Raw genomic sequence first — 23,955 nt, 5'->3', positions numbered from 1 at the left:
GGCTTGATCCACCCGACTTCGGCCGTTTGCGCGACGACAGACACCGCTCGGGGCGAAAAACGCTTGCCCAGCGAGCAAAATCAGGCGATCTTGAAGTCAAGCGGCAGGCCACTTGGGGAATGTCGGTGTAAGACGAGCTTCAGCGACCGGGCAGCGGACACGCATGTCCAAGGCCCTTGGCCCAAAGGTGTTCGCGCCTGACTTACATCAGGTTTCCAATGGCCGGTTGCTGCCGGCTGCACGCTTCCGATTTGGTGGCGTGCAGTCGGCTGTCCGATCGGCGTCGCCGGCGAGTGTGGATGGAGCTTTGCGGTAGGGGTAGGAAGCGCGTGAACAGTCATCTCCCTGTCGGTCGATTGGCCGAACGTCTGGAATCCCTGCCGCGCGAACATGCCTGGTTCGCGATCCTCGTTGCCGTCACCGCCCTTTCATGGGCGAACCACGCCTATCCCGGCGCTGGCCTGGCTCCGCTCTACATTCCGATCATATGCGCCGCCGCATGGGCGCTGGGCGAACGTGCTGCGTATTTTGTTGCTTTGCTTACCGCGATCCTCGCCATCGTTCCGCATCTGGACGATGGCGGGGTCTCGGCCTCGCTGGTGGTCCGAACGAGCGTGCGGGTCGCGACCTATCTGTTTGTCGCCGCAACGATCGTGAGTTTCCGCCGATCGTTTGACCGCCAACGGCATCTCGCGCTGCGCGACCGCAAGACCGGCGCGCTGAATGGTGAGACGTTCAACGAACGGTTTTCAGAGGCGCTTACCGTTGCCAGCAGGGCCAGCGAGACGCTGTTGCTGGCGATCTTCGATCTTGACGATTTCAAGGGCGTCAACAGTGCCCACGGCCATGCCGCCGGCGACGCCGTGCTACGGACCTTCGCACGCGGCGCGGCGGGCAGCATCAGGCGCGAGGATGCTTTCGGGCGGATCGGTGGCGACGAGTTCGCGGTGTTGCTCCGCGTGCATCCAGCGGACGCGGGCGAGATGTTCGCGCGCACGCTCCATTCGCGTGTGTCGGCCGTGCTGGCGGCGGGCGAGCATCCGGTGACGTGCAGCATGGGCGCGCTAGTCATTCCGCCGCACGTCCCGCGCGATCCGGCTGCGCTCATGCACGCGGCCGATCAGGCGATGTTCGTGGCGAAGCGGGCCGGCAAGAACGCCTGTGAAATCACTTGGGCGGACCAGCCCCAGCACGACGGGCGCGAGCGGGCGAGCGGCCCGCTTCGCGAGCAGCCTGCATGACGGACAAGACCGCCCTGCGCGGTCGCGTTGATGGCCGAGGCGCTCGATTTGCTCGACCGCGCCGGAGAGGATGCCGCCGCGATCTATCTTCAACAGGCGCATGACATTGCCGCGCGCCTGACTGCCTTGCGCGCCGATGATGCTGCCGATCCCGATCGGCGCGCGCAGGAGCGGGCGACGTCGCTCGATCCCGCGCTGGTGAAGGCGATCGGCGGGGCGCTGGCGGTTGTGAGCGCGCTTCTGGAAAAGAGCGGCGTCGCGACCACGGACGATTTCGCGCAGGCGCTGGGCATCTATGCCACGGTCAGCAAGAACGAGAATGAGGACGAGGGCCTGGCCCTCGCCTATTGGGCCGCAACCTTGCGCGATGTGGCGGAGTATCGAAGGGACAAAGGGTAGCGGATCGGCGTGAAACAGGGATTTCCATCGGCGTCTGTGGGGGAATGACGATGGAAAGAGGGCGGAGCGCGCGACCCCGGCTCCGCCCTCACACCAACAAGGAGACGCGCATGGAGAGCAGTGTCACGGTGCTGGTTGTCGAGGACGAACCGCTTGTGCGGATGATGGCGGCCGAAATCTTCGCAGATGCGGGCTACTGCGTTTGCGAGGCGGGCGACGCGCTGGGCGCGCTGTCGATCCTCGAAACCCGCAACGACATTCGCGCGGTCCTCACCGATATTGAAATGCCGGGGAACATGAACGGCGTCGCCCTGGCCGCCGCGATCCGCGAGCAATGGCCGGAGATCGCCATTCTTGTCAGCTCGGGCCGGGTGTTCCCCAGCGAGGCGGCTTTGCCGCAGGGTGTCGGCTTCCTCGCGAAGCCCTGGCGGATCGACGAGGTTGTGAACAGGGTGGCGGAATTACTGTAATTGCCGCGCGTCCTGAACGGGAGAAAATCGGATGACGGGGAATGTCGCATGAAATCCATCGATCGCTACATGGCCCGACTGATAGCGTTGCCGCTCTTCGCGACGCTCATCATCGCGGCCATGCTGCTGGTACTCGATCGTATCCGCCGCCTGTTCGAATTCGTCGCGACCGAAGGGGGACCGATCAGTGTCGTGTGGCGGATGCTCGCCAATCTCCTGCCCGAATATCTCGGCCTCGGCATCCCGATCGGGCTCATGCTGGGCATCCTGCTCGCCTTCCGCCGGCTGGCCACCTCGTCCGAGCTGGACGTGATGCGCGGCGTCGGGATGAGCTATACGAGGCTGTTGCGCGTCCCCTACATGTTCGCGATCGTGCTGGCCGCGCTGAACCTGGCCATCGTCGGCTATGTCCAGCCGATCGCCCGTTATTATTATGAAGGGCTGCGCTACGAGCTGCGCACGGGCGCGCTGGGCGCGTCGATCAAGGTGGGCGAGTTCACCCACCTGGGCGACCGGATGACGCTGCGCATCGAGGAAAGCCGCGACAATGGCCGCGACCTGTCGGGCATCTTCGTCCATGCCAACACGTCCAAGGGCGACTGGATCGGCGTGACGGCGGAGCATGGGCGCTTCCTGGCGACCGACGATCCCAACGTCATCATCTTCCGCCTGACCAACGGCACGCTGATCCACAACCGGCCCGAATTCCGCGTGCCGCGCGTGCTGACCTTCTCCAGCCACGACCTGCCGATCGACCTGCCCAAGTTCGACAATTTCCGCCGACGCGGCGGCCGCGACCTGGAGTTCACGCTGCCCGAACTCGCCCGCCAGGGGAAGGAGGCGAGCAGCGCGGAGGCGCGCGCAGGCAGCCGTGCCGAATTCCATTTCCGCCTGGTCGAGGTGGTGACGATGTTCCTGTTGCCGTTGCTGGCGGTGTCGCTGGGCATCCCGCCCAAGCGATCGACCTCGGCACTGGGCGTGTTCCTGTCGATCGTGATGCTCGTCACCTATCACAAGGTGAACCAATATGCCGCCGATATCGGGGCGCTCGGCCGGGTCGATCCGCTGATCGCGCTATGGGGGCCGTTCGTGGTCTTCGCGGGGCTGGTCTTCTGGATGTATTATGTCACCGCCTATGTGCCCGGCGGACAACCGATCGGCGCATTGGAGCGCGGCGTGGCCAAGCTCGTCAAGGCGATCGGCCGCTGGCTGCCCGGCCGTCGCCGGAAGAAGGCGTTCCCCGCATGAGCCTGTCGAGCATTTTCCCGTCCCGGACCATCGCCATCTACATGGCCAAGATGTTCCTGGTCCGCACCTTCGCGATCCTGTTCGCGCTGGTGCTGGTGTTGCAGGCGCTCGACATTCTGAGCGAGTCGGGCGCGATCCTGGCCGCGCCGGGCAATGGCGAGGCGCAGGTGTGGCGCTACGTCTCGCTGCGCGCGCCGCAGATCATCGCCTTCATCCTGCCCTTCTCGGTGCTGCTGGGCACCATCCTGACCTTCTTCACGATGAACCAGAATTCGGAGGTCATCGCATTGAAAGCCGCCGGGCTGTCGGCACATCAGGTGCTCGCCCCGCTGCTTGTCGCGAGCGCGGGCGTCGCGATCCTGAGCTTTACGTTCAACGACCGCATCGTCCCGCGCGCCACCGCCACGCTGGCCGCGTGGCAAAAGGTGGACTATGGTCCCCTGCCCATCGACAGCGGCGACCGATCCAATGTCTGGATCCGCGACGGCGACGACCTGATCTCGGTCGACCTGATCCAGGGACGCGGCGCGAAGACCCAGTTGGGCGGCGTGACGCTCTATGACCGGGTTGGCGGCAGCCTGCGCGCGATCATCCGCGCGCCGCGTGGACAGCGCGACGGCGACGGCTGGCGAATCGGCCCTGCGACCCGGTTCGAGGTCGGCCCCGGCACGCTGACCAGCATTCCATCCCTGCAAATCGCGCATGGCGTGACACCCGAGCAACTAACGCTCTCCAGCGTCAGTGCCGACGGCCTGTCCTTTGGCGCGCTGTCGACCGCGATCGACGATCTGCGGGACGCCGGCCGGCCGACCAAGTCGCTGGAAGGTGCGCTGTGGCACAAGCTGTCCGCGCCGCTCTCGGCAGTGCTGATGCCGCTGCTGGGCGCGGTGGCGGCGTTCGGCATCGCCCGTTCGGGCAAGCTGTTCGTCCGTGCGGTGATCGGCATGGCGCTGGGCTTCGCCTATTTCGTGGCGGACAATTTCTCGCTCGCGATGGGCGATCTGGGCGCCTATCCGCCCTTCCTCGCCGCCTGGGCGCCGATCCTGCTATTCTTCCTGATCGGCGAAGCGGTACTGTTCAGGACCGAGGAATAGGGGGGCGCGCTTTCTCCGCCCCTCGGCGTCCACTATCATCCCGACGCCATGACGGCCCTCCCGGCGATCCACGCCCAAAAAGGGCGGGGAGTCTCCGGCGGCCCATCGCACATCGCCCCACCGCAAACGACGGCCATGAAAAAGGGGCCGGTTTCCCGACCCCTTTTTCATAGTTCCGGCGATGCGGCGGGTTACGCTGCCGCGCCGTCCTTCTTCTTGCTCTTCTCGGCATAGACGCGGATCGGTTCCTTGCGGCCTTCGACCACGTCCTTGTCGATCATCACTTCGTCGACGCCATCCATGCCGGGCAGGTCGAACATGGTGTCGAGCAGAATGCCCTCCAGGATCGAGCGAAGCCCGCGCGCGCCGGTCTTGCGCTCGATCGCCTTCTTGGCGACCGTGGTCAGCGCATCGTCGGTGAAGTCGAGTTCGACATTCTCCATCTCGAACAGCTTCTGATACTGTTTGACCAGCGCGTTCTTCGGCTCGGACAGGATCTTGACCAGCGCCGAGATGTCGAGGTCTTCCAGCGTCGCGATGACCGGCAAACGACCGACAAATTCGGGAATCAGGCCGAATTTGAGCAGATCCTCCGGCTCGGTCTGGCGCAGATACTCGCCGGTCCGCTTTTCCTCGGGCGCCGCGACATAGGCACCGAAGCCGATCGACTTGCCCTGCAGGCGGTCGCCGATGATCTTTTCCAGACCCGCAAACGCGCCGCCGCAGATGAACAGGATGTTCGTCGTATCGACTTGCAGGAATTCCTGCTGCGGATGCTTGCGGCCACCCTGCGGCGGAACGCTGGCGGTCGTGCCTTCCATCAACTTGAGCAGTGCTTGCTGAACGCCCTCGCCCGACACGTCGCGGGTGATCGAGGGATTCTCGGCCTTGCGGCTGATCTTGTCGATCTCATCGATATAGACGATGCCGCGCTGCGCCCGCTCGACATTGTAATCCGAGGCCTGGAGCAGCTTCAGGATGATGTTCTCGACATCCTCGCCGACATAGCCCGCCTCGGTCAGCGTCGTCGCGTCCGCCATGGTGAACGGCACGTCGAGGATGCGCGCCAGCGTCTGCGCCAGCAGTGTCTTGCCGCAGCCGGTCGGCCCGACGAGCAGGATGTTCGACTTGGCCAGCTCGACATCGGCACCCTTCGCGCCGTGGTTCAGCCGCTTGTAATGGTTGTGCACCGCGACCGATAGGACACGCTTGGCCTGCTTCTGCCCGATGACATAATCGTCGAGCACGTTGCAGATTTCCTGCGGCGTCGGCACGCCACCGTCCTTCTTGGACACCAGGGCGGACTTGGTCTCCTCACGGATGATGTCGTTGCACAGCTCCACGCACTCGTCGCAAATGAAGACGGTCGGCCCCGCGATCAGCTTGCGCACCTCGTGCTGCGACTTGCCGCAGAACGAGCAATAGAGGGTGCTTTTCGAGTTGCCACCGCTCACCTTGTCCATCAATCACCTCTCGCACCCGATACCGGTGCGCTACCGTTGCCGGGGTGCGCATCGTACCGCACCCCGTTAAAGTCACAATCGAAATAAACCGTTCACGCTGAACGACCGTCTTATGCGGCGGCCGATGCGTCGTCGGTCGGAACCGGACGCTTGTCGAACACCTGATCGATCAGGCCGAATTCCTTGGCTTCCTCGGCGCTCATGAACTTGTCCCGGTCCATCGCGCGCTCGATTTCCTCGAGCGGCTTGCCGGTATATTTGGCGTACAGCGTGTTCAGGAAATGCCGCATCCGCAGGATTTCGCGCGCCTGGATCTCGATATCGGCCGCCATGCCCTGCGCCCCGCCCGAGGGCTGGTGGATCATGATGCGGCTGTTGGTGGTCGCGACGCGCATGCCCGGCTCACCCGCCGACAACAGGAAGCTGCCCATCGAGGCGGCCTGGCCGATGCACAGCGTGCCGACGCGCGGACGGATATACTGCATCGTGTCATGGATCGCCATGCCCGCCGTGACGACACCGCCCGGCGAGTTGATGTACATGTAGATGTCCTTCTTCGGATTCTCCGACTCAAGGAACAACAGCTGTGCGCAGATCAGCGAGGCCATGCCGTCCTCGACACCGCCGGTGACGAAGATGATGCGCTCGCGCAGCAGGCGGCTGAAAATATCGAACGACCGTTCGCCGCGGTTCGACTGTTCGATGACGATCGGAACCAGACCGGCCTGCGTCTGCCGGAACCCGACGCCGGCCTGTGCCAGCGGGCTCGCGAAATCGCCGGTCTCGAACGGATTGTGCATGGAAATCTCTCTTATGCCCAGAAGAGCCCCTATGTCGCGTGATGCCCGCGCATATTCAAGCCCCGGCGACGGACGCATTGACAGGGGCCCGCCTTCTTTCGCGCCCCGCGCCGGGCCGAGGCCGCCGATCGAAACTAAAGCGTCGGGTTCATCGGCGCGGGCTGGCTGAGATAGGCGAGCCGCCGCACCTCCTGCCGCCCGCGCACGACCGTATCCAGGATCAGGCCGGTGAACAGGTTGAGCGCGGCCAGCAGCATCAGCCCGGTCGACAAAAGGGCCGTCGGGAAACGCGGCACCTGATGCGTGTCGATATAGGTCAGGATGAGCGGCACCGACAACAGCACCGCCACCACCGCCAGCAGCGCCGCGATGGCACCGAAGAACCACATGGGCCGCTCGATCCGATAGAGCTTGATGATCGTGCGCAGGATGCGCCAGCCGTCCGAATAGGTGCTGAGCTTCGAGGCCGATCCCTCGGGCCGCGCATAATAGGGCGTCGCGATCTCCGCGCAGGGCATCTTGAGCTCGAGCGCATGGACGCTGATCTCGGTCTCGATCTCGAAACCGACGGACAGCACCGGGAAGCTCTTGACGAAACGGCGGGAAAAAACGCGATATCCCGACAGGATGTCGGAAAAGCTGCGCCCGAAAAGCTGGGCCAGCATGCCGGTCAACAGGGCGTTGCCGAAACGATGCCCACGGCGATAGGCCAGTTCGGCCTCGCTCACCCGCTGGCCGACCACCATGTCCAGCTGTTCCTCGACCATTCGCCGGACCAGATCGGGGGCCGACGCCGCGTCGTACGTCGCATCGCCATCGGCCATGACATAGATATCGGCATCGACATCGGCGAACATCCGCCGCACGACCGCCCCCTTGCCCTGGATCCGCTCCGACCGCACGATCGCGCCGGCCGCACGGGCGACGGCGATCGTCTCGTCCTTGCTGTTATTGTCGTAGACATAGATGGTTGCCGAGGGCAGCGCGGCCCGGAACCCTGCAATGGTCTGCGCGATCGCCGCGTCTTCGTTATAGCAGGGCAGCAGCACCGCGATCTTGGTATCAGTCCAGCCCATGCGTCCCCGCGCCCATGACGCTCAAAAAAGGAGGCCGGGGTTAAGCCGATTTTTCACACCCGTGCAATAGCGTCCACCCCCTGGCGACATTCCGGGATGAGGCGGGACGCCAAGGATATTTGGCAATGACGGACAGAGGCCGAGGCGTGACGGCAGGACATATTGACCGCGGCCCACGATGGCGGGTCGCGGCACGGACCATCCCGATCATGCTGATCGCGGTCGCCTGCCTCAGCTGGGTCGCAATCGCCAACGGCTTCCCCCTCGTCTTCTCGGACACGGGCACCTACCTCGCCACGGCACTGCAATTCCGGTATCCGCTCGACCGACCGCCGGTCTATGGTCTGGCGATCTTGCTGCCGGTTCGACTGGCGGGGCCATGGGGCATCGTCGCGGTCCAGGCGATCGGCAGCGTCCTGCTGCTGCATCCGGCGTTGACGATCGGGCGCGGCCCCCTCCGGCCCACCCTCTGGCTGGCGGCGTGCATCCTGCTGGCGATCGGCAGCAGCCTGCCCTGGCTGGTCGGTCAGATCATGCCCGACCTGGCCACCGGCTTCCTGCCGCTGGTCATCTTCGCGCTGATGGCCCGGCCCGGCGCGGCGATGCCGCGATGGCATCGCCTTGGCCTGACGGGGATCCTCGCCCTGCTGATCGGCGTCCATCTGAGCCATATCCCGCTCAGCGTCGGGTTGCTGGCCCTCACGATCGGCGGCCTCTGCCTGACAGGCGTACCCATACGCCAGGCGATACGCCGCGCCGTCGCCCCGGCCGCCGCCATCGCCCTTTCGGTGCTCGGGCTCAGCAGCATGAACCTGATCGCCGAGGATGAATTCAAGCCCTCGCTATCGTCGGACATGTTCATCCTGGCGCGCCTGCTCGACGGCCATGTCGCCCAGCCGGTCCTCGCCCGGCTGTGTGCGACCCAGCCGCTGGTCCATTGCGCCATCCGCCCGCTGGTCGACGACCCGCGAAGCGAGAAGCCGGGCCAGGCCTATCTCTGGGATCCGCGCTCGCCGCTGCTGACGCCCGCGCTGAGCAAGGACCGGGCGCGCACCGTCGCCGAGCAGAAACGCATCATTCACGCGGTCCTGCGCGAAGACCCGATGGGGGTGCTGGCGCTGGGCGGACGGGGCTTTGTCGCGCAACTGACCACCGTGCGAACCGGCGTGTTGCCGCCCTATGGCCCGGAAATGAATATCAGCCATGTCCTGGCGACCAGCCTCCCCACCGAGATGCCGGCCTTTCGCCATGGGCTCCAGCAGCGTGATGCCTTGAATCGGCTGAAGATCTTTCCCGACGTCGCGATCGCCGGGACGATCGCGGCGCTGTTGCCGGTGATGGCGCTATGGGCCGCGCGGCGGCGGCGATGGCCTCTTCTCGGCCTCATGGCGCTGGTGGCAGCGACCCTGTTGCTCAATGCGGCAGTAACCGGAGCGCTGTCAGGACCGGACGACCGTTACCAGAGTCGCGTCCTGTGGCTGCTGCCGCTCGTGGCCATCCGATTCCTGCTCGAATGGCGATCGGCGCAAAAGGCGGCATCCCGCCCATAGTCAGAAAGGGGCGGCCGCTCGCGCGACCGCCCCTTTCATGTCCGTTCGGGCAAATCCGGTCCATTTCAACGGACCGGATATCGCGCCTTACTCGGTCGGCGCGGCCTTCTTCGCGCGCGGCTTCTTCGCCGGCGCTTCCTCGGTCGCCTCGGCCGCCGTTTCACCGTCCGCAGCCACGGCCTTCTTCGCGCGCGGCTTCTTGGCCGGGGCAGCCTCATCAGCACCGGCCTCGTCTTCGGTCGACGCGACCTTCTTCGCGCGGGTCGCCTTCGGCTTCGGCGCTTCCTCTGCCGTCACCTCGGTCTGATCCGCCCCGTCATGATCGTGGTCATGGCCATGGTCGTGATCATGGTCATGATTGTGGATATGCGTGCCGGTCGCGAAACCGTCCTCGCTCTCGATCGCGGCTTCGAGTTCCTCACGCGTGGTCTCGCGATCGGTGATCTCGGCCTTCTCGAACAGGAAGTCGACGACCTTGTCCTCATAGAGCGGCGCGCGCAGCTGGGCGGCGGCCATCGGCTCCTGCTGGATATACTGGATGAAGCGCTGGCGATCTTCCGGGCCGTATTGCTGCGCGGCCTGCGCGATCAGGCGGTTCATTTCCTGTGCGCTGACATCCACGCCATTGGCCTGGCCGATTTCCGAAAGCAGCAGGCCCAGGCGGACGCGGCGCTCGGCGATCTTCTGATAATCGTCGCGCTCCTTCTCCATCTCGGCCTTGGCGGCCTCGGGGTCTTCCTCATGGGTCGCTTCATGTTCGAGCTGCGCCCAGATCTGCGAGAATTCGGCCTCGACCATCGACGGCGGCACTTCGAAGTCATGACCGTCGGCCAGCTGGTCGAGCAGCTTGCGCTTCATATAGGTGCGGGTCAGGCCGTTATGCTCCTGCTCGATCTGCCCCTTGATCAGGCCGCGCAGCTGCTCAAGGCTCTCGAGACCCAGATTCTTGGCCATCTCGTCATCGACCTTGGCCTCGCCCGCGGTCTTCACCGACTTGATGGTCAGGTCGAAGGTGGCCGGCTGGCCAGCCAGGTTCTTGGCGGGATAATCCTCGGGGAAGGTAACCGAGATCTGCTTCTCCTCACCGGCCTTCACGCCGACGAGCTGCTCCTCGAAGCCCGGGATCAGGCGACCGCCGCCGATCTCGACGGCCATGTCCTCGCCCGAGCCGCCCTCGAAGGCGACGCCATCGGCGGTCTTGCCGACGAAGTCCACGGTGACCTGGTCGCCCTGCTCGGCGGCCTTGTCGGCCGCATCGTCCCAGCGCTTCTGCTGGTCGGCGAACTTCTGGAGCTGCTCGTCCACCGCCTCGTCGGCGACCGGCACCGTCAGGCGATCGAGCTTCAGCGCATCGATCGCGGGGGCCGGCACCTGCGGCAGCACTTCCAGCGTGACGGTCAGCTTGGCATCCTGACCCGGCTCATAGCCTTCGGCCAGTTCGACCTGCGGCTGCATGGCGGGGCGCAGGCCCTGCTCGGCGATCAGCGACTGCACGCCTTCCTGCAACGCGGTGTTCAGCGCGTCCTGCAACAGCGCGGGGCCGTGCATCTTGCGAACCAGATTCGCGGGCACCTTGCCGGGACGGAAGCCGGGCAGCTTCATCTGCGGAGCGATCCGCTTCAGCTCGGCATCGACCTTGGTTTCGATGTCCTGGGCAGTGATGGTGAGCGTGTAGGCGCGCTTCAGCCCCTCGTTCAGCGTCTCGACAGTCTGCATCTAAAGGCCTTCAATCTGGAGAAATTCCGTGTGGCTGTCGCCCCGTTGTGACCGGGGACTGGTGCGGGCGAAGGGACTCGAACCCCCACATCTTACGATACTGGAACCTAAATCCAGCGCGTCTACCAGTTCCGCCACGCCCGCACGAGGACACCGCCGATGGGCGCGCGTCTATATCACCATGGGCGTCGGGGGCAAGGGACAACAGGCAACATCGGCGTTCGCCATGCGTTTATCCCCTTCACCCCACAGGAGAGCGACGATGGCGACCCAGCCCCCGCCCGAGAGTCCACAGCCGACCCAGCCCGCGCAACCCGACGCGCCGCCGCCCGAAATCATGCCGCCCGCCCCCGATATCGACCAGCCCGCACCGGGCGTCGGTCCGGGCGATCCCGGTACGCAACAACCCCCGCAGATTTGAGGAACTGTCATGGCCAGCCATCCCGAACATCATCCCGACAGCCCGCCGCGCGACGATGAGCGCAGCGATATCGAACAGGCGGTCGAGGCGCGATCCGATGCGGTCAAGCGCGGCGAAGGCGGCGAAGAGCCAGTGACCTTCACCAGCTCCGGCGAGCATGACGGCGTCGGCGGCACCGGCGGCGTGGTGCGCAACCAGGATCTCGACGCGCAATAGCCACCGAAAGGACCGCCCCGGCGCGTCACTCACCGCCGGCCCCCCCCTCATTGCCCGATCGAGAAGTCGAACACCTTGGTCATCGTGTTCTTGTCGAACATGCCCGGCCCGCCGCCCGCGCTGATCGAATAGAGGAAGCCATATTCGCCCGGTTCCAACGGCATGTTTGGGGATACGCGGAACACCCCGTTCGCGACGCGATCATAGGTGAAGGCGATACGATCCTTGTCCATTACCCCGGACTTGGCCCCGCCAATGCTGAAGCTGCCCACCCGCGCCTCGCGATGATCCTTCTTCACATCGAAGCGTACCAGGCTGAATTCATTCGGCGACGTGATCGTCGCATTCGGCCCCGTCAGCCACGATCCGCCATTGGCCCCGCTCGACAGGCTGGCATTGGCCTCATCGAAATAGAAATAGAATTCGGGCTTGGCCTTGGCCGAACGGATGCGGGCATGGTCGTTCGGGATGACTGACTTCATCTTGATCGATGCGATCCCGCCGGTCAGCGCATAGCCCAGCATCCCGCCGGTCTTGGTCTGGTTGGCGGTCGTCGGGTCGAGCCGCTGCATCTTCGGCTCCGCGCCCTCGTCGGCGAGCAGGTAGATGCCCGCGGGATGCGGCACCCGCCAGTCGGGCGAATCCGCCGACAGGCTGGCCTTGGCCGATACGCCGCCCTCCTGCGACGCGGACAGCATCGCCGCGATGACCGGCGACGGGACGCCCTGCTTCTTGAGCGCGATCAACTGGTCCGTGCCCAGATCGAAGCGATTCGGCGACGCCTTGATCTTGGCGATATCCGCTTCTTCGCCAAGCCCGGCCTGAACGAGCGTCACAACCGTCTGATTGTTCAAGACTTCGGCCGCAACAGGCGCCGCCACGCACAGCATGGCCGCCGCCAGCATCCCCCATTTCATATCGATTCCCCCGTGCGAACATGATGTTCGACGGCAATATGTCTATGACGTCGAACAACAGTTCGACAGAGGATTTTTGCGAAAGCTGGTCGCCATGCCCCGCCCAACACTGCGGAGCATGGCGAAGGGCCTTAGTTGCCCGCCAGCGCCTTCTTCAGCAGGTCGTTGACCACCGCCGGATTGGCCTTGCCGCCCATCGCCTTCATCGTCTGGCCGACGAAGAAGCCGAACAGCGCCTCCTTGCCCCCGCGATACTGGCCGAGCTGGTTGGGGTTCTTCGCCAGAACCTCGGCGATCACCGCCTCGATCGCGCCGGTGTCGCTGGTCTGCTTGAGTCCGCGTTCCTCGACGATCTTCGACGGACCGTCGCCGGTATCCAGCATGATCTCGAACACCTGCTTGGACAGGCTCCCCGACAACGTGCCGTCGGCGACCAGCGCCAGCAACTCGGCCGCCTGCGCGGGCGAGACCGGGCTTTCGGTGATGTCCTTGCCCAGCCGGTTGAGCGCGCCGTACAACTCGGCCGCCACCCAGTTGGCGGCCTGTGCAGGCTTGGCCTGCGAACCCTCCAGCGCCTCCAGCAGGCCGTCGAACCAGCGCGCCGTCTCGACCTCGGCGGTCAGCACGTCGGCATTATAGGCGCTCAGGCCCAGCGCCTCGTAACGGCGGCGCTTGGCGTCGGGCAGTTCGGGCAGGCTGGCCCGGCATTCCTCGACGAACGCATCGGTCAGTTCCAGCGGCAGCAGGTCGGGATCGGGGAAATAGCGGTAATCATGCGCATCTTCCTTCGACCGCATCGAACGGGTGGTGCCGCTCTCGACGTTGAAGAGACGGGTTTCCTGGACGATCCGGCCGCCGCCCTCGATCACCTCGACCTGGCGTTTCGCTTCATATTCGATCGCCGCCATGACGAAGCGGACCGAGTTGACATTCTTCGTCTCGGTGCGCGTGCCGAACTCCTCGCCGGGCTTGCGGACCGACACGTTGACGTCGGCGCGCATCGAGCCTTCTTCCATATTGCCGTCGCACGACCCGACATAGCGGAGGATCGCGCGCAGCTTGCGCAGATAGGCCCCCGCTTCGGCGGGGGAGCGCATGTCGGGGCGGCTGACGATCTCCATCAGCGCGACGCCCGAGCGGTTCAGGTCGACATAGGACCGCTTGGGATGCTGATCGTGCATCAGCTTGCCCGCATCCTGCTCGACATGGATGCGCTCGACCCCGATCGCCTTGGTCGGGCCGTCGGGGTTCTTCTCGTCCAGGCTGACCTCGATCACGCCCTCGCCCACCAGCGGGTGGTAGAGCTGGCTGATCTGATACCCCTGCGGCAGATCGGCGTAGAAATAATTCTTCCGGTCGAAGCGCGACCACTTATTGATCTGCGCATCGATCGCCATGCCGGTGCGCACCGCCTGACGGATACACTCCATGTTTGGCACCGGCAGCATTCCCGGCATCGCGGCGTCGACCAGCGACACCTGGGTGTTGGGCTCCGCGCCGAAGGCGGTCGCGGCGCCGGAGAACAGCTTGGCGTTGGAAGTGACCTGGGCATGGACTTCCAGGCCGATTACGACCTCCCATTCGCCGGTCGCGCCCTGGATGCGGTATTCGCTCATGTTCGATCTCGATGATGAAGATAGTTGATCGCCGTCAGGACGGCGTTGCTGCCCAGCAGCGCGACGATCCAGCAGGCGGACAGGATGCGCAGGATCGCGGTTTCGAAGCCGAGATTCCGCGCCTCCATCAATCCGACATAGGCCGCGATCGCGGCGAGCATCAGGAACCCGATGCCCAGCCGCACCTCGCCGCGCAGGATCACGCTGTTGCCCACGCACAGGCACAGGATGAACCCCGCCACGCCGAGGAAGAACCGCGCCAACGCGTGATGGTCGAAGGGGTGGTTGTCGATATTGCTCAACGACACGCCGACATAGGCGCTCAGGATCGCCCCGAACGCGACGTTCAGGGCACCCTGCGCCTCCCGCAACACGGCGATGTTGCGGGTCGCGAAGACGCGGTCGCTTACCACCAGGCCTCGGGCCGGGCGGTAAAGCCCGCCCGCTGCTCGATGGCGAGCCCGGCGTTCAACACGCCCTGTTCGTCCAGCGGCTTGCCGATGACCTGGAGGCCGAGCGGCAGCCCGTCCTTGTCCAGCCCGCCCGGCACCGACATGGCGGGCAGCCCCGCGAGCGAGGCGGGCACCGTGAACACGTCGTTGAGGTACATGGCCAGCGGGTCGGCCTGCTTCTCACCCAGCGAGAACGCCGCCGAGGGCGCGGTCGGGGTGAGCAGCACATCGCATTGCTCGAAGGCCCGCTCGAAATCGCGGGCGATCAGGGTGCGGACCTTCTGCGCCTGGGTGTAATAGGCATCGTAGAAGCCCGCCGACAGGACATAGGTGCCGATCAGGATGCGGCGCTTCACCTCGTCACCGAACCCGGCGGCGCGGGTCGCAGCGTACATATCCTGCAACCCCGCCCCTTCGGGCAGGTCGCGCAGGCCATAGCGCACGCCGTCATAACGGGCGAGGTTGGACGACGCCTCGGCCGGCGCGATGATGTAATAAGCCGGCAGCGCGTACCGGGTATGCGGCAGCGAGACCTCGACGATCTCCGCCCCCGCATCGCGCAGCCAGTCGATGCCCTGCTGCCACAGCGCCTCGATCTCGGCGGGCATGCCGTCGACGCGATATTCCTTGGGCACGCCGACCTTCTTGCCCTTCAGGTTCGCCGACAGCGCGGCTTCCCAGTTGGGCACGTCGAGCTTGAGCGAGGTCGCGTCCTTGACATCGAAGCCCGCCATCGCCTCCAGCATGATCGCGCAGTCGCGGACATCACGCGCCATCGGCCCCGCCTGGTCGAGCGAGGAGGCGAAGGCGATCGTGCCCCAGCGCGAGCAGCGGCCATAGGTCGGCTTGATGCCCGAGATGCCGGTGAAGGCGGCGGGCTGGCGGATCGAGCCGCCCGTATCGGTGCCCGTCGCGCCGGGAGCCAGCCCCGCCGATACCGCCGTCGACGATCCGCCCGACGAGCCACCGGGGGCCAGCGCCGCCGTGTCGTTGGGACGCCGCCAGGGCGAGATGACGTTGCCGAACGCGCTGGTCTCGTTGGACGATCCCATGGCGAACTGGTCGAGGTTCAGCTTGCCCAGCATCCCCGCGCCCGCATTCCACAGATTCTGCGACACCGTCGATTCATAGGGCGGCACGAAGCCTTCGAGGATCTTGCTGGCCGCCGTAGTCGCGACGCCCTTTGTCGCGAACAGGTCCTTCATGCCGATCGGCACGCCGGCGAGCGGCTTGAGCGTCTCGCCCGCCGCCCGCGCGGCGTCGGCCGCATCGGCGGCGGCGATCGCGTGCTCGGGGGTTTCGACCAGAAAGGCGTTGAGCGCACGGGCGCCCGCGACCTTGGCGTTGAAGGCCTCGGCGACGTCGCGCGCCTTGAACTGGCCATCGCGCACGCCGTCGCGAATGGCGGCGATGCCGAGCGTGGTCAGGTCGGTCATTATTCGATCACTTTCGGCACCGTGAAGAAGCCGTGTTCGGCTTCGGGCGCATTCTGCATGAGGAGGTCGCGGATGCCGCCATCATTGACGACGTCGTCGCGCAGGCGAAGCTGGTTCGGGATCACCGCGGTCATCGGCTCGACACCTTGCGTGTCGACCTCGCCCAGTTGCTCGATCCAGCCCAGGATGTTGCCGAGTTCGGGGGCGAGACGCGTCGCGTCCTCCTCGGTGATCGCGATGCGGGCCAGGCTCGCGATCTTCTTCACGGTTGCGGTATCTACGGACATGGATTTGCGGCTAGCATCGCCGCGCCGCTTCGCGCAACGTTTTTGCCGTCAGCCTGGTCCGTCGGCGATTGCAACCGGGGCACGCCCCATCGCAGGAACAGCAGTTGCGGTGCGAGCATTTATGCTGCAATGCACAATGGAGTGACGACTTGGCGCGCAAATTCCTGTATGTCGTGGCGGCGATCATCGTGCTGAGCATCGCGGCCACCTTCGCCTATCGCCTGTTCGGCAACCAGCTGCTGCGCTGGTCCACGGTGCCCAGCGAATCGTTCCGGGCACAGGCGGCGCCTCCGGCCGAACTCTACAAGCGCCGCATCATGTGGCTGGCGCGGCCCGACATCCCGGACAATCCCGCGCTCTGGACCCCGGCCGGCTACGCGCCGGGCCAGCCCGACACCGGCGCGGCGGTGTTCTTCATCCACCCGACCTCCTATATCAACAAGGCGCACTGGAACGCGCCGATCGACGATCCGGAGACCAATGGCCGGGCCGAACTGTTCCTGCGCGGACAGGCCAGCGCGTTCAACGCGGCGGGCGACATCTGGGCGCCACGCTATCGCCAGGCCACCTTCGGCGCCTTCCTGACCAGCGCACAGGATGCCGAGCGGGCGCTCGATCTGGCCTATCGCGACGTCGATGCGGCCTTCACCGCCTTTTTGGCGCAGGTGTCGCCGAAGCGGCCGCTGATTTTGGCGGGGCACAGCCAGGGCGCGCTCCACCTGTCGCGCCTGTTGACCGACCGCGTCGCCAAGGACCCCGCGCTCCGGCGGCGGATCGTCGCGGCCTATGTCGTCGGCTGGCCGGTGTCGATGACCGCCGATCTGCCCGCCATGGGCCTGCCCGCCTGCGAACGCGCCGACCAGACCGGCTGCATCCTCAGCTGGCAGAGCTTCGGCGAGCCGGCCGATCCGTCGCTGATCCTCGACGTGTTCGACCAGACCAGCGGCTATACCGGCGCGCCCCGCAAGGACAGCGCGATGCTGTGCACCAATCCGCTGACCGGCACGCCCGGCGCGGCGGCGCCGGCCACCGCCAATCTGGGCACGCTCTATCCCGCCGCCGACCTGAAGAGCGCCACCATCGCCGCCGGGCGCGTGCCCGCCAGATGCGAGGGGCGCGGCATCCTGACCATCGGCGAAGGCCCCGCCGTCGGCCCCTATGTGCTGCCGGGCAACAATTACCACGTCTATGACTATAGCCTGTTCTGGGCGAATATCCGCGCCGATGCGGAGCGCCGCTTGAAAGCCTTTCGATGACCCTGATCACCACCGACCGTCTTGCGTTTCGTGCCGCCCTGCCCTCGGGCGGGCGGCTGATCGGACTGGACGTCGGCACCAAGACGGTCGGCACCGCGCTGTGCGATGCCGGATGGAGCTTTGCCAGCCCCGCCACGCTGATCCGCCGGACCAAGTTCACCAAGGACAAGGAGCAACTGGTCGCGATGATCACGGCGCAGGGCGTCGAGGGGCTGGTCATCGGCCTGCCGCTCAACCTCGACGGCAGTGAAAGCCCGCGCTCGCAATCGACCCGCGCCTTTGCCCGCAACTGCGCCGATCTGGGGCCGATCCTGCTATGGGACGAACGCTGGTCGACCGTCGCGGTCGAACGGACGATGATCGAACAGGATATGAGCCGGGCCAAGCGCGCCGAGCGGATCGACAATCTCGCCGCCGCGCATATCCTGCAAGCCGCGATCGACGCGCTGGTCATGGCCTGACGCCTCCGGGGCGCGGGCTATGATCCGGGACGCGGGCGGCGTGCCGAATCGGGACGCGACGCGAGTCACGATTCGGCGGCGCGGGCTCTTGTTGCGGAACGGGCGCTGCGGCAAACCATGCGCCGTATGACACCGGCCCCGTCCCCGGCCCAGCGACCGGCCCTGGCCCTGCGGCCATGGTCCCGCCCTGCCTTCTGGACGGGCGCGATGCTTGTCATCGTGCTGCTGACCCTGATGACCGCGATGGTCTGCGCGATGCGGTTCCGTGGGCCATGGTATGACGAATTCTATACCCTCTATGTCACGCGGCCCGGCATTCCGCTGAGCCTGTCGATCCACCATTGGCTCGCGGACAATCATCCGCCGCTCTTCTACGCTCTGGTCCGCGCGACCGCCTGGCTGGGAGACGCTGTCGAGGCGCGCCGCGCGGTCAATCTGATGCTGTTCAGCGGCGCGGGCGTGCAGATCGCATGGCGGCTGCGCCCCGCCCCGCTGCGGCGGATCGGCTGGGTCTATGCCATCGCGATTGCCGGAGCATGGCCGGCAATCCAACGCGCCGCCGAGTTGCGCTCCAACTATCTGGCCTTCGCATCCGCCGCCGTGGCAGTGGCGGCGCTGGTCGCCTTCGACCAGTATCGCGCGCGCCGTCCCCGCCTGGCATGGGCGATGATGGCGCTGGCGCTGCTGGTCGCGTTCAACGTCCATCTGGCGGCGAGCATCATGATGGGCGGCGTGGTCGGCGCGGCGATCCTGCGCCGGCTCCTGGCCCGCGACCGCCGCGCGGCGGCGAGCCTCATCAGCGCCGCAATGCTGGCCGCCCTGCCGATGCTCGGCCATCTGGCCCTGTCCTTCACGCGGATCGAGGCGAATACGCGCCAATTCTGGATTCAGGGCGGCGTGAACAGCGCCCGCTGGGCGATCGAAACCGAAGTCTTCCACAACCTGACCGGCAATATCCCGGTGACGCTGGCCGCCATGATCGGCACCGTCCTGCTCGCGCGGGCGGCGTGGCGCGGGCGGCGTTTGCCCCCGGAGGCCGATATGGCGCTCACGCTGCTGCTGGGATGGGCGATGGGCTGCGCGCTGCTGGTGGCGCTTCATCTCTGGCGCCCGTTCATCATCGATCGCTATCTGGTCGCGCTGCATCCCCCACTCGCCATGGTCCTGGCGCTGGGGGCGACCGCGCTGCTCGACCGGCTGCGCGGTCGTGTCGCCCTGTTGCTGTATCTCGCCATGACGGTCGCCGCGCTTGCGACGATCCGCGACCAGTTCGCGCGGACGATCATCCTGCCGAGCTGGTACGATACCGGACGGGCGATCGCGACGATTCGGGGCCGATGCCCCGCCACGCGCGTGCAGGTCGACCTGGCGGGCAACCGCGCGGTGCTGGACAGCCCGCCGGCGGACAATGCCCGCGTCATGCCCTTCGCCTATGCGATGGTCGCCCGGCGGATGGGTTTTCCGCTGGCGTCGCCCGCCGACCACAGCATGGACCGCCATTGCCCAACCCTGTTCTGGACCGAGCATGTCGCGGGCGAATCGGTCACGGCGGATGGCCTGGCGGCCCCGCTGCGCGCCGCCGGTTTCCCAATCGGCCCCGTCCGCCTGCTCCGGCTCGGCGACGGCCATGTCCTGATGGCCTGGCCGCAAGACCCATCGACACCCCTGACCCGCCCGCATCGCTAACGCGGCCCTTGCCGAAGCGCGTCACGGCCGCTACCCGGCGGCTTTAATGCACATCTCGGATCATCGCCCCGGCACGCTCATTCAGGGTGGCGCCGTTTTTCCGCACCGGCATCTGACCGGAATCGACGGCCTTCAACCGCATGAGATCATGTTCCTGCTCAACGAGGCGGAACATTGGCTCGATCGCGGCGCGACCGATACACCGGATATCCGGCTGGCGGGCCTCACCCAGATCAACGCCTTCTTCGAGAATTCGACGCGAACGCTTCTGTCCTTCGAGATCGCGGGCAAGCGGCTGGGGGCGGACGTGGTCAACATGCATGCGGCCCAGTCGAGCGTGAAGAAGGGCGAGACGCTGATCGATACGGCGATGACGCTGAATGCGATGCGCGCAGACGTGATCGTGATCCGCCATATGGCGAGCGGCGCGGTTCGCCTGATCGCCGACAAGGTCGACTGCCCGGTGCTGAACGCGGGCGACGGGTGGCATGAGCACCCGACCCAGGCGCTGCTCGACATGCTGACCATCCGCCGCCGCAAGGGCAGCGTCGCCGGACAGAAGGTCGTGATCTGCGGCGACATCCTGCACAGCCGGGTGGCGCGCTCCGACATTCTCGCGCTCACCGCCCTGGCCGCCGAAGTGCGGGTCTGCGCGCCCTCCACCCTGATGCCGAAGGGCATGGATCGCATGTTCGTCACCCCTTTCACCGATTTCGACGAAGCGATCGAAGGCGCCGATGTCGTCATGATGCTGCGCGTCCAGAATGAACGGATGGCGGGGGGCTATATCCCGTCCACCCGCGAATACCGGATGCGCTATGGCCTGACCGCCGAACGGCTGAAACGCGCCAAACCCGATGCGCTGGTCATGCACCCCGGCCCGATGAACCGGGGCGTCGAGATCGACTCCGAGGTCGCCGACGGGCCGCAATCGGCGATCACCGAGCAGGTGGCGATGGGCGTCGCGGTCCGCATGGCCTGCCTGGACGTGCTGACCCGCCGGGCGCGCAAGCTGGAGGGCTGGGCATGAGCATTACCGCCTTCACCAACGCCACGCTGGTCTGCCCGGTCGGCGGCGAGATCAGGGGCGAGACGCTGCTGGTCGAGGATGGCGTCATCACCGGCTTCGGCGACGCACCCCAGGGCGCGACCGTCATCGACTGCGGTGGCAAGATGCTGGCCCCCGGCATTGTCGACCTGGGCGTGTTCAAGGTCGACAATGAAGCGGCCCGCGCCGGCGGGATCGTGCGCATCGGCCTGATGCCCGACCAGTCGCCGGTGCTGGACGATCCGGGCGTGGTGCAACGCGCCGCGCTGATCGGGCGGCCCGACCTGTGGATCCATCCGATCGCGGCGGCGACCCACGCGCTGGCCGGGACCGACCTGGCCGAAATGGCCGTCTGCGCCTCGGCCGGTGCGCGGGCGGTGGGGACCGGGCGGGGCTGGATCGCCGATTCGGGGGTCATGCACCGCGTGCTGGCCTATGCCGCCGACCTTGGCCTGACCGTCATCACCCATGCCGAGGATGGCGGATTGACCGCCGATGCGGTCGCGACCGAGGGCGAGACGGCGAGTCGCCTGGGCCTGTCCTCCGCCCCCGCCATCGCCGAGTCGCTCGCCATCGCGCGCGACCTGATGCTGGCCGAGGAGACCGGCGCGAAGCTGCATATCCGCCAGGTGACGACGGCGGCGGGCTTCGACCTGATCCGCGCGGCCAAGCGGCGCGGGGTCAAGGTGACGTGCGGGATCACCCCGGCGCACCTGCACCTGTCCGACATCGCGATCACCGACTTCCGCACCTTCGCCCGCCTCTCGCCGCCGTTGCGCGACGAAAGCGACCGGCAGGCGGCGCTAGCGGCGGTGGCGGACGGGACGATCGATGTGATCGGATCGGGCCACGACCCGCACGGACCCGAGGCCAAGCGCCTGCCTTTCGTCGACGCCGCGCCGGGCATGGCGGGGGCCGAGACGCTGTTGCCGCTGGCGCTGATGCTGGTCCGCGACGCGCGGATCACCCTGCCCCGGCTCTTCGCGTTGCTGGCCGCCCATCCGGCGCAGGTGCTGGGCCTCGACACCGGCACATTGGAACCCGGCAAGCCCGCCGACCTGATGCTGTTCGATGCCGAGATTCCATGGATGGTGTCGGGCGAGACCTTGGCGTCGGCGGGGAATACGCCGTTCGACGGCTTCCCGGTCCAGGGCCGCGCGCTGCGGCTGTGGAAGGCGGGGCGGGAGATACGCTGACCCCGCCATTGCCCGGCTTTCGCGATTCGACTCCTCCGCCAACCTGGGCGCCGGTCTGTACCGGGTGACGGACAGAAAAAACCCTCCCCAAGACGGCTTGGGGAGGGTTTTTCGTCTTAGCCGCGACGGTTGCCGCGGGGTGCGCCGCCCTGGGTCGGGCGGGGCGCGTAGCGGCGCGGGCCGCCCGGACCACCGGCGGGACGACCACCACCCGGGCGACCGCCGCCCGGCCCGCCACGACGCGGGCCGCCATGGCCCGAACCGCCGGCGGGCGGGCCATCGGCCTGCTCGATCGCGATATCGTCCTCTGCCTGTTCCGCCTCGGTCCGCTTGAGCGCGGCGACGAAGCGCGATGCCAGCGCGGTCGGCACCTCGAACAGCGTCTCGGTCGGCTGGATGCGGATCGCGCCGATCTCGTTACGGGTGATGTGTCCGCGACGGCAGATCAGCGGCAGCAGCCAGCGCGGATCGGCATTCTGGCGGCGACCGACATTCATGCGGAACCAGACGGTGTCGTCAAAGCCCTCCCGACGCTCGCGCGGCGGCGGTGCGTCGCCCTCGACCAGTTCTTCGGCCTGGGGCAGCGCGGCGCGGTGTGCGCGGACCAGCGCGGCGGCGATGTCCTCGGCCGACTTTTCGGCGAGCAGGCGGGTGGCCAGTTCGCGGTCGGCGTCATCCACCTCGACGGGAGCCAGCAGCGCGGTCAGCAGGCGCTCGCGATCCTGCTCGCGAATTTCCTCCAGCGTCGGCGCCCGGCGCCATTCGGCGTCGATCCGCGCACCGCGCAGCATCCCCTCGACCCGGCGACGGCGGGGATAGGGGACGATCAGGATCGCGGTGCCCTTGCGGCCCGCGCGTCCGGTACGACCCGAACGGTGCTGCAACGCCTCGGCATCGCGGGGGATTTCGACATGGATGACCAGCGTCAGGCCGGGCAGGTCGATGCCGCGCGCGGCGACGTCGGTCGCGACGCAGACACGCGCGCGGCCGTCGCGCAGCGCCTGCAACGCATGGTTGCGCTCATTCTGCGAATGCTCGCCCGACAGCGCCACCGCCGAAAAGCCGCGATCGACCAGGCTGGCGTGCAGATGGCGGACATTGTCGCGGGTGGCGCAGAACAGGATCGCGACTTCCGCCTCGTGCAGGCGCAGCAGGTTGACCACCGCCGCCTCGATATCGGCGGGCGCGACCGTCACCGCCTGATAGGCGATGTCGGCATGGCCCTTGTCCTCGCTGATCGTCTCGATCCGCTTGGCATTGGTCTGATAGCGCTTGGCGAGCTGCACGATCGGGCGCGGCATCGTCGCCGAGAACAGCAACGTGCGGCGCTCCGACGGGGTGCCGTCGAGAATCTGCTCCAGATCTTCGCGGAAGCCCATGTCGAGCATCTCGTCCGCCTCGTCGAGGACGACGAACTTGAGCGAGGAGAGGTCAAGCGCGCCGCGCTCCAGATGGTCGCGCAGACGGCCCGGCGTGCCGACGACGATATGCGCGCCATGGCTCAGCGCCCGACGCTCGCGCGAGGCGTCCATGCCGCCGACACAGGTTGCGATGCGCGCGCGCGCCCCGGCATAGAGCCATTCCAGCTCACGGCTGACCTGCAACGCCAGTTCGCGGGTCGGCGCGATGACCAGCGCCATCGGCGCCCCGGCCTGGGGCAGATGCTCGCCGCCCTGAAGCAGTTCATGCGCCATGGCGAGGCCGAAGGCGACGGTCTTGCCCGAACCCGTCTGGGCGGACACGATCAGGTCGCGGCCTTGTGCGTCCTCCTGAATGACGGCGGCCTGGACGGGGGTCGGCGCGGCATAGCCACGCGCGGAAAGGGCAGCCGACAGGACCGGCGGCAAGGCAGAAAAAGGCATGGGGACTCCAACAGAAAAAGGAGCGCGTACCGCCGAACCAAGGG

General features: G+C 66.7%; 23 protein-coding genes and 1 tRNA gene. 13 read left to right on the top strand and 11 right to left on the bottom strand.

Annotation, left to right across the window (positions count from 1 at the left end; translation table 11 throughout):
- The first annotated feature begins 356 nt into the window (after positions 1-356).
- From RN629_RS14115 to lptG, 5 genes are all read left to right on the top strand, one after another.
- Positions 357-1,241: a GGDEF domain-containing protein gene (locus RN629_RS14115; RefSeq protein WP_407035784.1), complete on the top strand. Its 885-nt coding sequence runs from the start codon at positions 357-359 to the stop codon at positions 1,239-1,241.
- 30 nt (positions 1,242-1,271) lie between these two features.
- Entirely contained in the window at positions 1,272-1,640 is a 369-nt protein-coding gene (locus RN629_RS14110) for a hypothetical protein (protein ID WP_407035783.1), read from the top strand.
- Between the two features lie 110 nt (positions 1,641-1,750).
- The gene (locus RN629_RS14105) at positions 1,751-2,110 is read left to right on the top strand and encodes a response regulator (protein ID WP_407035782.1); all 360 of its coding nucleotides are present in this window, start codon (positions 1,751-1,753) and stop codon (positions 2,108-2,110) included.
- A 48-nt stretch (positions 2,111-2,158) separates the two neighbouring features.
- Positions 2,159-3,358, top strand: coding sequence for an LPS export ABC transporter permease LptF (gene lptF / locus RN629_RS14100; RefSeq protein ID WP_407035781.1), 1,200 nt, complete (start codon positions 2,159-2,161; stop codon positions 3,356-3,358).
- A complete protein-coding gene (gene lptG / locus RN629_RS14095) occupies positions 3,355-4,452 on the top strand; it encodes an LPS export ABC transporter permease LptG (RefSeq protein ID WP_407035780.1) in 1,098 nt (365 codons plus the stop codon). The genes lptF and lptG overlap by 4 nt, the downstream gene beginning before the upstream one ends.
- 191 nt (positions 4,453-4,643) lie before the next feature.
- On the opposite strand, the gene clpX is transcribed toward lptG, so the two are convergent.
- The 3 genes from clpX to RN629_RS14080 all read right to left on the bottom strand — a co-directional run bounded on the left by clpX (position 4,644) and on the right by RN629_RS14080 (position 7,791).
- Positions 4,644-5,915 carry an ATP-dependent Clp protease ATP-binding subunit ClpX gene (gene clpX, locus RN629_RS14090; protein ID WP_407035779.1) on the bottom strand — a complete coding sequence of 424 codons (1,272 nt, stop codon included), beginning with the start codon at positions 5,913-5,915 and terminating at the stop codon, positions 4,644-4,646.
- 110 nt (positions 5,916-6,025) lie between these two features.
- Positions 6,026-6,715 carry an ATP-dependent Clp endopeptidase proteolytic subunit ClpP gene (gene clpP, locus RN629_RS14085; RefSeq protein WP_407035778.1) on the bottom strand — a complete coding sequence of 230 codons (690 nt, stop codon included), beginning with the start codon at positions 6,713-6,715 and terminating at the stop codon, positions 6,026-6,028.
- 134 nt (positions 6,716-6,849) lie between these two features.
- Positions 6,850-7,791, bottom strand: a complete 942-nt coding sequence (locus RN629_RS14080) for a glycosyltransferase family 2 protein (RefSeq protein WP_407035777.1) — start codon at positions 7,789-7,791, stop codon at positions 6,850-6,852.
- 209 nt (positions 7,792-8,000) lie between these two features.
- Between RN629_RS14080 and RN629_RS14075 the strand changes: the two genes are divergently transcribed.
- Positions 8,001-9,341, top strand: a complete 1,341-nt coding sequence (locus RN629_RS14075; RefSeq protein ID WP_407035776.1) for a hypothetical protein — start codon at positions 8,001-8,003, stop codon at positions 9,339-9,341.
- Positions 9,342-9,428: 87 nt separating this feature from the next.
- Here RN629_RS14075 and tig read toward each other — a convergent pair whose 3' ends face one another.
- Together tig and RN629_RS14065 are read right to left on the bottom strand one after the other, a co-directional pair.
- Positions 9,429-11,057 carry a trigger factor gene (gene tig, locus RN629_RS14070; RefSeq protein WP_407035775.1) on the bottom strand — a complete coding sequence of 543 codons (1,629 nt, stop codon included), beginning with the start codon at positions 11,055-11,057 and terminating at the stop codon, positions 9,429-9,431.
- Between the two features lie 59 nt (positions 11,058-11,116).
- Positions 11,117-11,201, bottom strand: a tRNA-Leu gene (locus tag RN629_RS14065).
- A 118-nt stretch (positions 11,202-11,319) separates the two neighbouring features.
- Here RN629_RS14065 and RN629_RS14060 point away from each other — a divergent pair.
- On the top strand, positions 11,320-11,478 hold the full coding sequence (locus RN629_RS14060) for a hypothetical protein (RefSeq protein WP_407035774.1): 159 nt from the start codon (positions 11,320-11,322) through the stop codon (positions 11,476-11,478).
- A 9-nt stretch (positions 11,479-11,487) separates the two neighbouring features.
- Positions 11,488-11,694 (top strand): hypothetical protein, encoded by a 207-nt coding sequence (locus RN629_RS14055; protein ID WP_407035773.1) that lies wholly within the window; start codon positions 11,488-11,490, stop codon positions 11,692-11,694.
- Between the two features lie 47 nt (positions 11,695-11,741).
- Here RN629_RS14055 and RN629_RS14050 read toward each other — a convergent pair whose 3' ends face one another.
- The 5 genes from RN629_RS14050 to gatC all read right to left on the bottom strand — a co-directional run bounded on the left by RN629_RS14050 (position 11,742) and on the right by gatC (position 16,402).
- Positions 11,742-12,611, bottom strand: coding sequence for a hypothetical protein (locus RN629_RS14050; protein ID WP_407035772.1), 870 nt, complete (start codon positions 12,609-12,611; stop codon positions 11,742-11,744).
- Between the two features lie 131 nt (positions 12,612-12,742).
- On the bottom strand, positions 12,743-14,227 hold the full coding sequence (gene gatB, locus RN629_RS14045) for an Asp-tRNA(Asn)/Glu-tRNA(Gln) amidotransferase subunit GatB (RefSeq protein WP_407035771.1): 1,485 nt from the start codon (positions 14,225-14,227) through the stop codon (positions 12,743-12,745).
- On the bottom strand, positions 14,224-14,640 hold the full coding sequence (locus RN629_RS14040; protein WP_407035770.1) for a hypothetical protein: 417 nt from the start codon (positions 14,638-14,640) through the stop codon (positions 14,224-14,226). Before RN629_RS14040 ends, gatB begins: the two co-directional genes overlap by 4 nt.
- A complete protein-coding gene (gene gatA / locus RN629_RS14035) occupies positions 14,634-16,115 on the bottom strand; it encodes an Asp-tRNA(Asn)/Glu-tRNA(Gln) amidotransferase subunit GatA (protein WP_407035769.1) in 1,482 nt (493 codons plus the stop codon). Before gatA ends, RN629_RS14040 begins: the two co-directional genes overlap by 7 nt.
- On the bottom strand, positions 16,115-16,402 hold the full coding sequence (gene gatC / locus RN629_RS14030) for an Asp-tRNA(Asn)/Glu-tRNA(Gln) amidotransferase subunit GatC (protein WP_407035768.1): 288 nt from the start codon (positions 16,400-16,402) through the stop codon (positions 16,115-16,117). Before gatC ends, gatA begins: the two co-directional genes overlap by 1 nt.
- 149 nt (positions 16,403-16,551) lie before the next feature.
- Between gatC and RN629_RS14025 the strand changes: the two genes are divergently transcribed.
- The 5 genes from RN629_RS14025 (at position 16,552) to RN629_RS14005 (ending at position 22,049) form a co-directional block, all read left to right on the top strand.
- Positions 16,552-17,658: a DUF3089 domain-containing protein gene (locus RN629_RS14025; RefSeq protein ID WP_407035767.1), complete on the top strand. Its 1,107-nt coding sequence runs from the start codon at positions 16,552-16,554 to the stop codon at positions 17,656-17,658.
- The gene (gene ruvX, locus RN629_RS14020; protein WP_407035766.1) at positions 17,655-18,119 is read left to right on the top strand and encodes a Holliday junction resolvase RuvX; all 465 of its coding nucleotides are present in this window, start codon (positions 17,655-17,657) and stop codon (positions 18,117-18,119) included. Before RN629_RS14025 ends, ruvX begins: the two co-directional genes overlap by 4 nt.
- 207 nt (positions 18,120-18,326) lie before the next feature.
- Positions 18,327-19,805, top strand: coding sequence for a hypothetical protein (locus RN629_RS14015; protein WP_407035765.1), 1,479 nt, complete (start codon positions 18,327-18,329; stop codon positions 19,803-19,805).
- Positions 19,806-19,851: 46 nt separating this feature from the next.
- On the top strand, positions 19,852-20,835 hold the full coding sequence (locus RN629_RS14010; protein WP_407035764.1) for an aspartate carbamoyltransferase catalytic subunit: 984 nt from the start codon (positions 19,852-19,854) through the stop codon (positions 20,833-20,835).
- Complete coding sequence (locus tag RN629_RS14005) at positions 20,832-22,049, top strand: dihydroorotase (protein WP_407035763.1); 1,218 nt, start codon at positions 20,832-20,834, stop codon at positions 22,047-22,049. Before RN629_RS14010 ends, RN629_RS14005 begins: the two co-directional genes overlap by 4 nt.
- 116 nt (positions 22,050-22,165) lie before the next feature.
- On the opposite strand, the gene RN629_RS14000 is transcribed toward RN629_RS14005, so the two are convergent.
- Positions 22,166-23,911 carry a DEAD/DEAH box helicase gene (locus RN629_RS14000; protein WP_407035762.1) on the bottom strand — a complete coding sequence of 582 codons (1,746 nt, stop codon included), beginning with the start codon at positions 23,909-23,911 and terminating at the stop codon, positions 22,166-22,168.
- Positions 23,912-23,955: the final 44 nt, after the last annotated feature.

The organism is Facivitalis istanbulensis, from assembly GCF_040560405.1.
Taxonomy (GTDB): domain Bacteria; phylum Pseudomonadota; class Alphaproteobacteria; order Sphingomonadales; family Sphingomonadaceae; genus Sphingomonas; species Sphingomonas istanbulensis.
Note: the sequence above shows the minus strand (reverse complement) of the source record. Positions and strands in the feature narration are given on the sequence as shown.

Coding starts and splice junctions, on each gene's coding strand:
- RN629_RS14110 (WP_407035783.1), top strand. CDS start 1,272: ATGGCCGAGGCGCTCGATTTGCTCGACCGCGCCGGAGAGGATGCCGCC.
- RN629_RS14105 (WP_407035782.1), top strand. CDS start 1,751: ATGGAGAGCAGTGTCACGGTGCTGGTTGTCGAGGACGAACCGCTTGTG.
- lptF (WP_407035781.1), top strand. CDS start 2,159: ATGAAATCCATCGATCGCTACATGGCCCGACTGATAGCGTTGCCGCTC.
- lptG (WP_407035780.1), top strand. CDS start 3,355: ATGAGCCTGTCGAGCATTTTCCCGTCCCGGACCATCGCCATCTACATG.
- clpX (WP_407035779.1), bottom strand. CDS start 5,915: ATGGACAAGGTGAGCGGTGGCAACTCGAAAAGCACCCTCTATTGCTCG.
- clpP (WP_407035778.1), bottom strand. CDS start 6,715: ATGCACAATCCGTTCGAGACCGGCGATTTCGCGAGCCCGCTGGCACAG.
- RN629_RS14080 (WP_407035777.1), bottom strand. CDS start 7,791: ATGGGCTGGACTGATACCAAGATCGCGGTGCTGCTGCCCTGCTATAAC.
- RN629_RS14075 (WP_407035776.1), top strand. CDS start 8,001: ATGCTGATCGCGGTCGCCTGCCTCAGCTGGGTCGCAATCGCCAACGGC.
- tig (WP_407035775.1), bottom strand. CDS start 11,057: ATGCAGACTGTCGAGACGCTGAACGAGGGGCTGAAGCGCGCCTACACG.
- RN629_RS14060 (WP_407035774.1), top strand. CDS start 11,320: ATGGCGACCCAGCCCCCGCCCGAGAGTCCACAGCCGACCCAGCCCGCG.
- RN629_RS14055 (WP_407035773.1), top strand. CDS start 11,488: ATGGCCAGCCATCCCGAACATCATCCCGACAGCCCGCCGCGCGACGAT.
- RN629_RS14050 (WP_407035772.1), bottom strand. CDS start 12,611: ATGAAATGGGGGATGCTGGCGGCGGCCATGCTGTGCGTGGCGGCGCCT.
- gatB (WP_407035771.1), bottom strand. CDS start 14,227: ATGAGCGAATACCGCATCCAGGGCGCGACCGGCGAATGGGAGGTCGTA.
- gatA (WP_407035769.1), bottom strand. CDS start 16,115: ATGACCGACCTGACCACGCTCGGCATCGCCGCCATTCGCGACGGCGTG.
- gatC (WP_407035768.1), bottom strand. CDS start 16,402: ATGTCCGTAGATACCGCAACCGTGAAGAAGATCGCGAGCCTGGCCCGC.
- ruvX (WP_407035766.1), top strand. CDS start 17,655: ATGACCCTGATCACCACCGACCGTCTTGCGTTTCGTGCCGCCCTGCCC.
- RN629_RS14015 (WP_407035765.1), top strand. CDS start 18,327: ATGCTTGTCATCGTGCTGCTGACCCTGATGACCGCGATGGTCTGCGCG.
- RN629_RS14010 (WP_407035764.1), top strand. CDS start 19,852: ATGCACATCTCGGATCATCGCCCCGGCACGCTCATTCAGGGTGGCGCC.
- RN629_RS14005 (WP_407035763.1), top strand. CDS start 20,832: ATGAGCATTACCGCCTTCACCAACGCCACGCTGGTCTGCCCGGTCGGC.
- RN629_RS14000 (WP_407035762.1), bottom strand. CDS start 23,911: ATGCCTTTTTCTGCCTTGCCGCCGGTCCTGTCGGCTGCCCTTTCCGCG.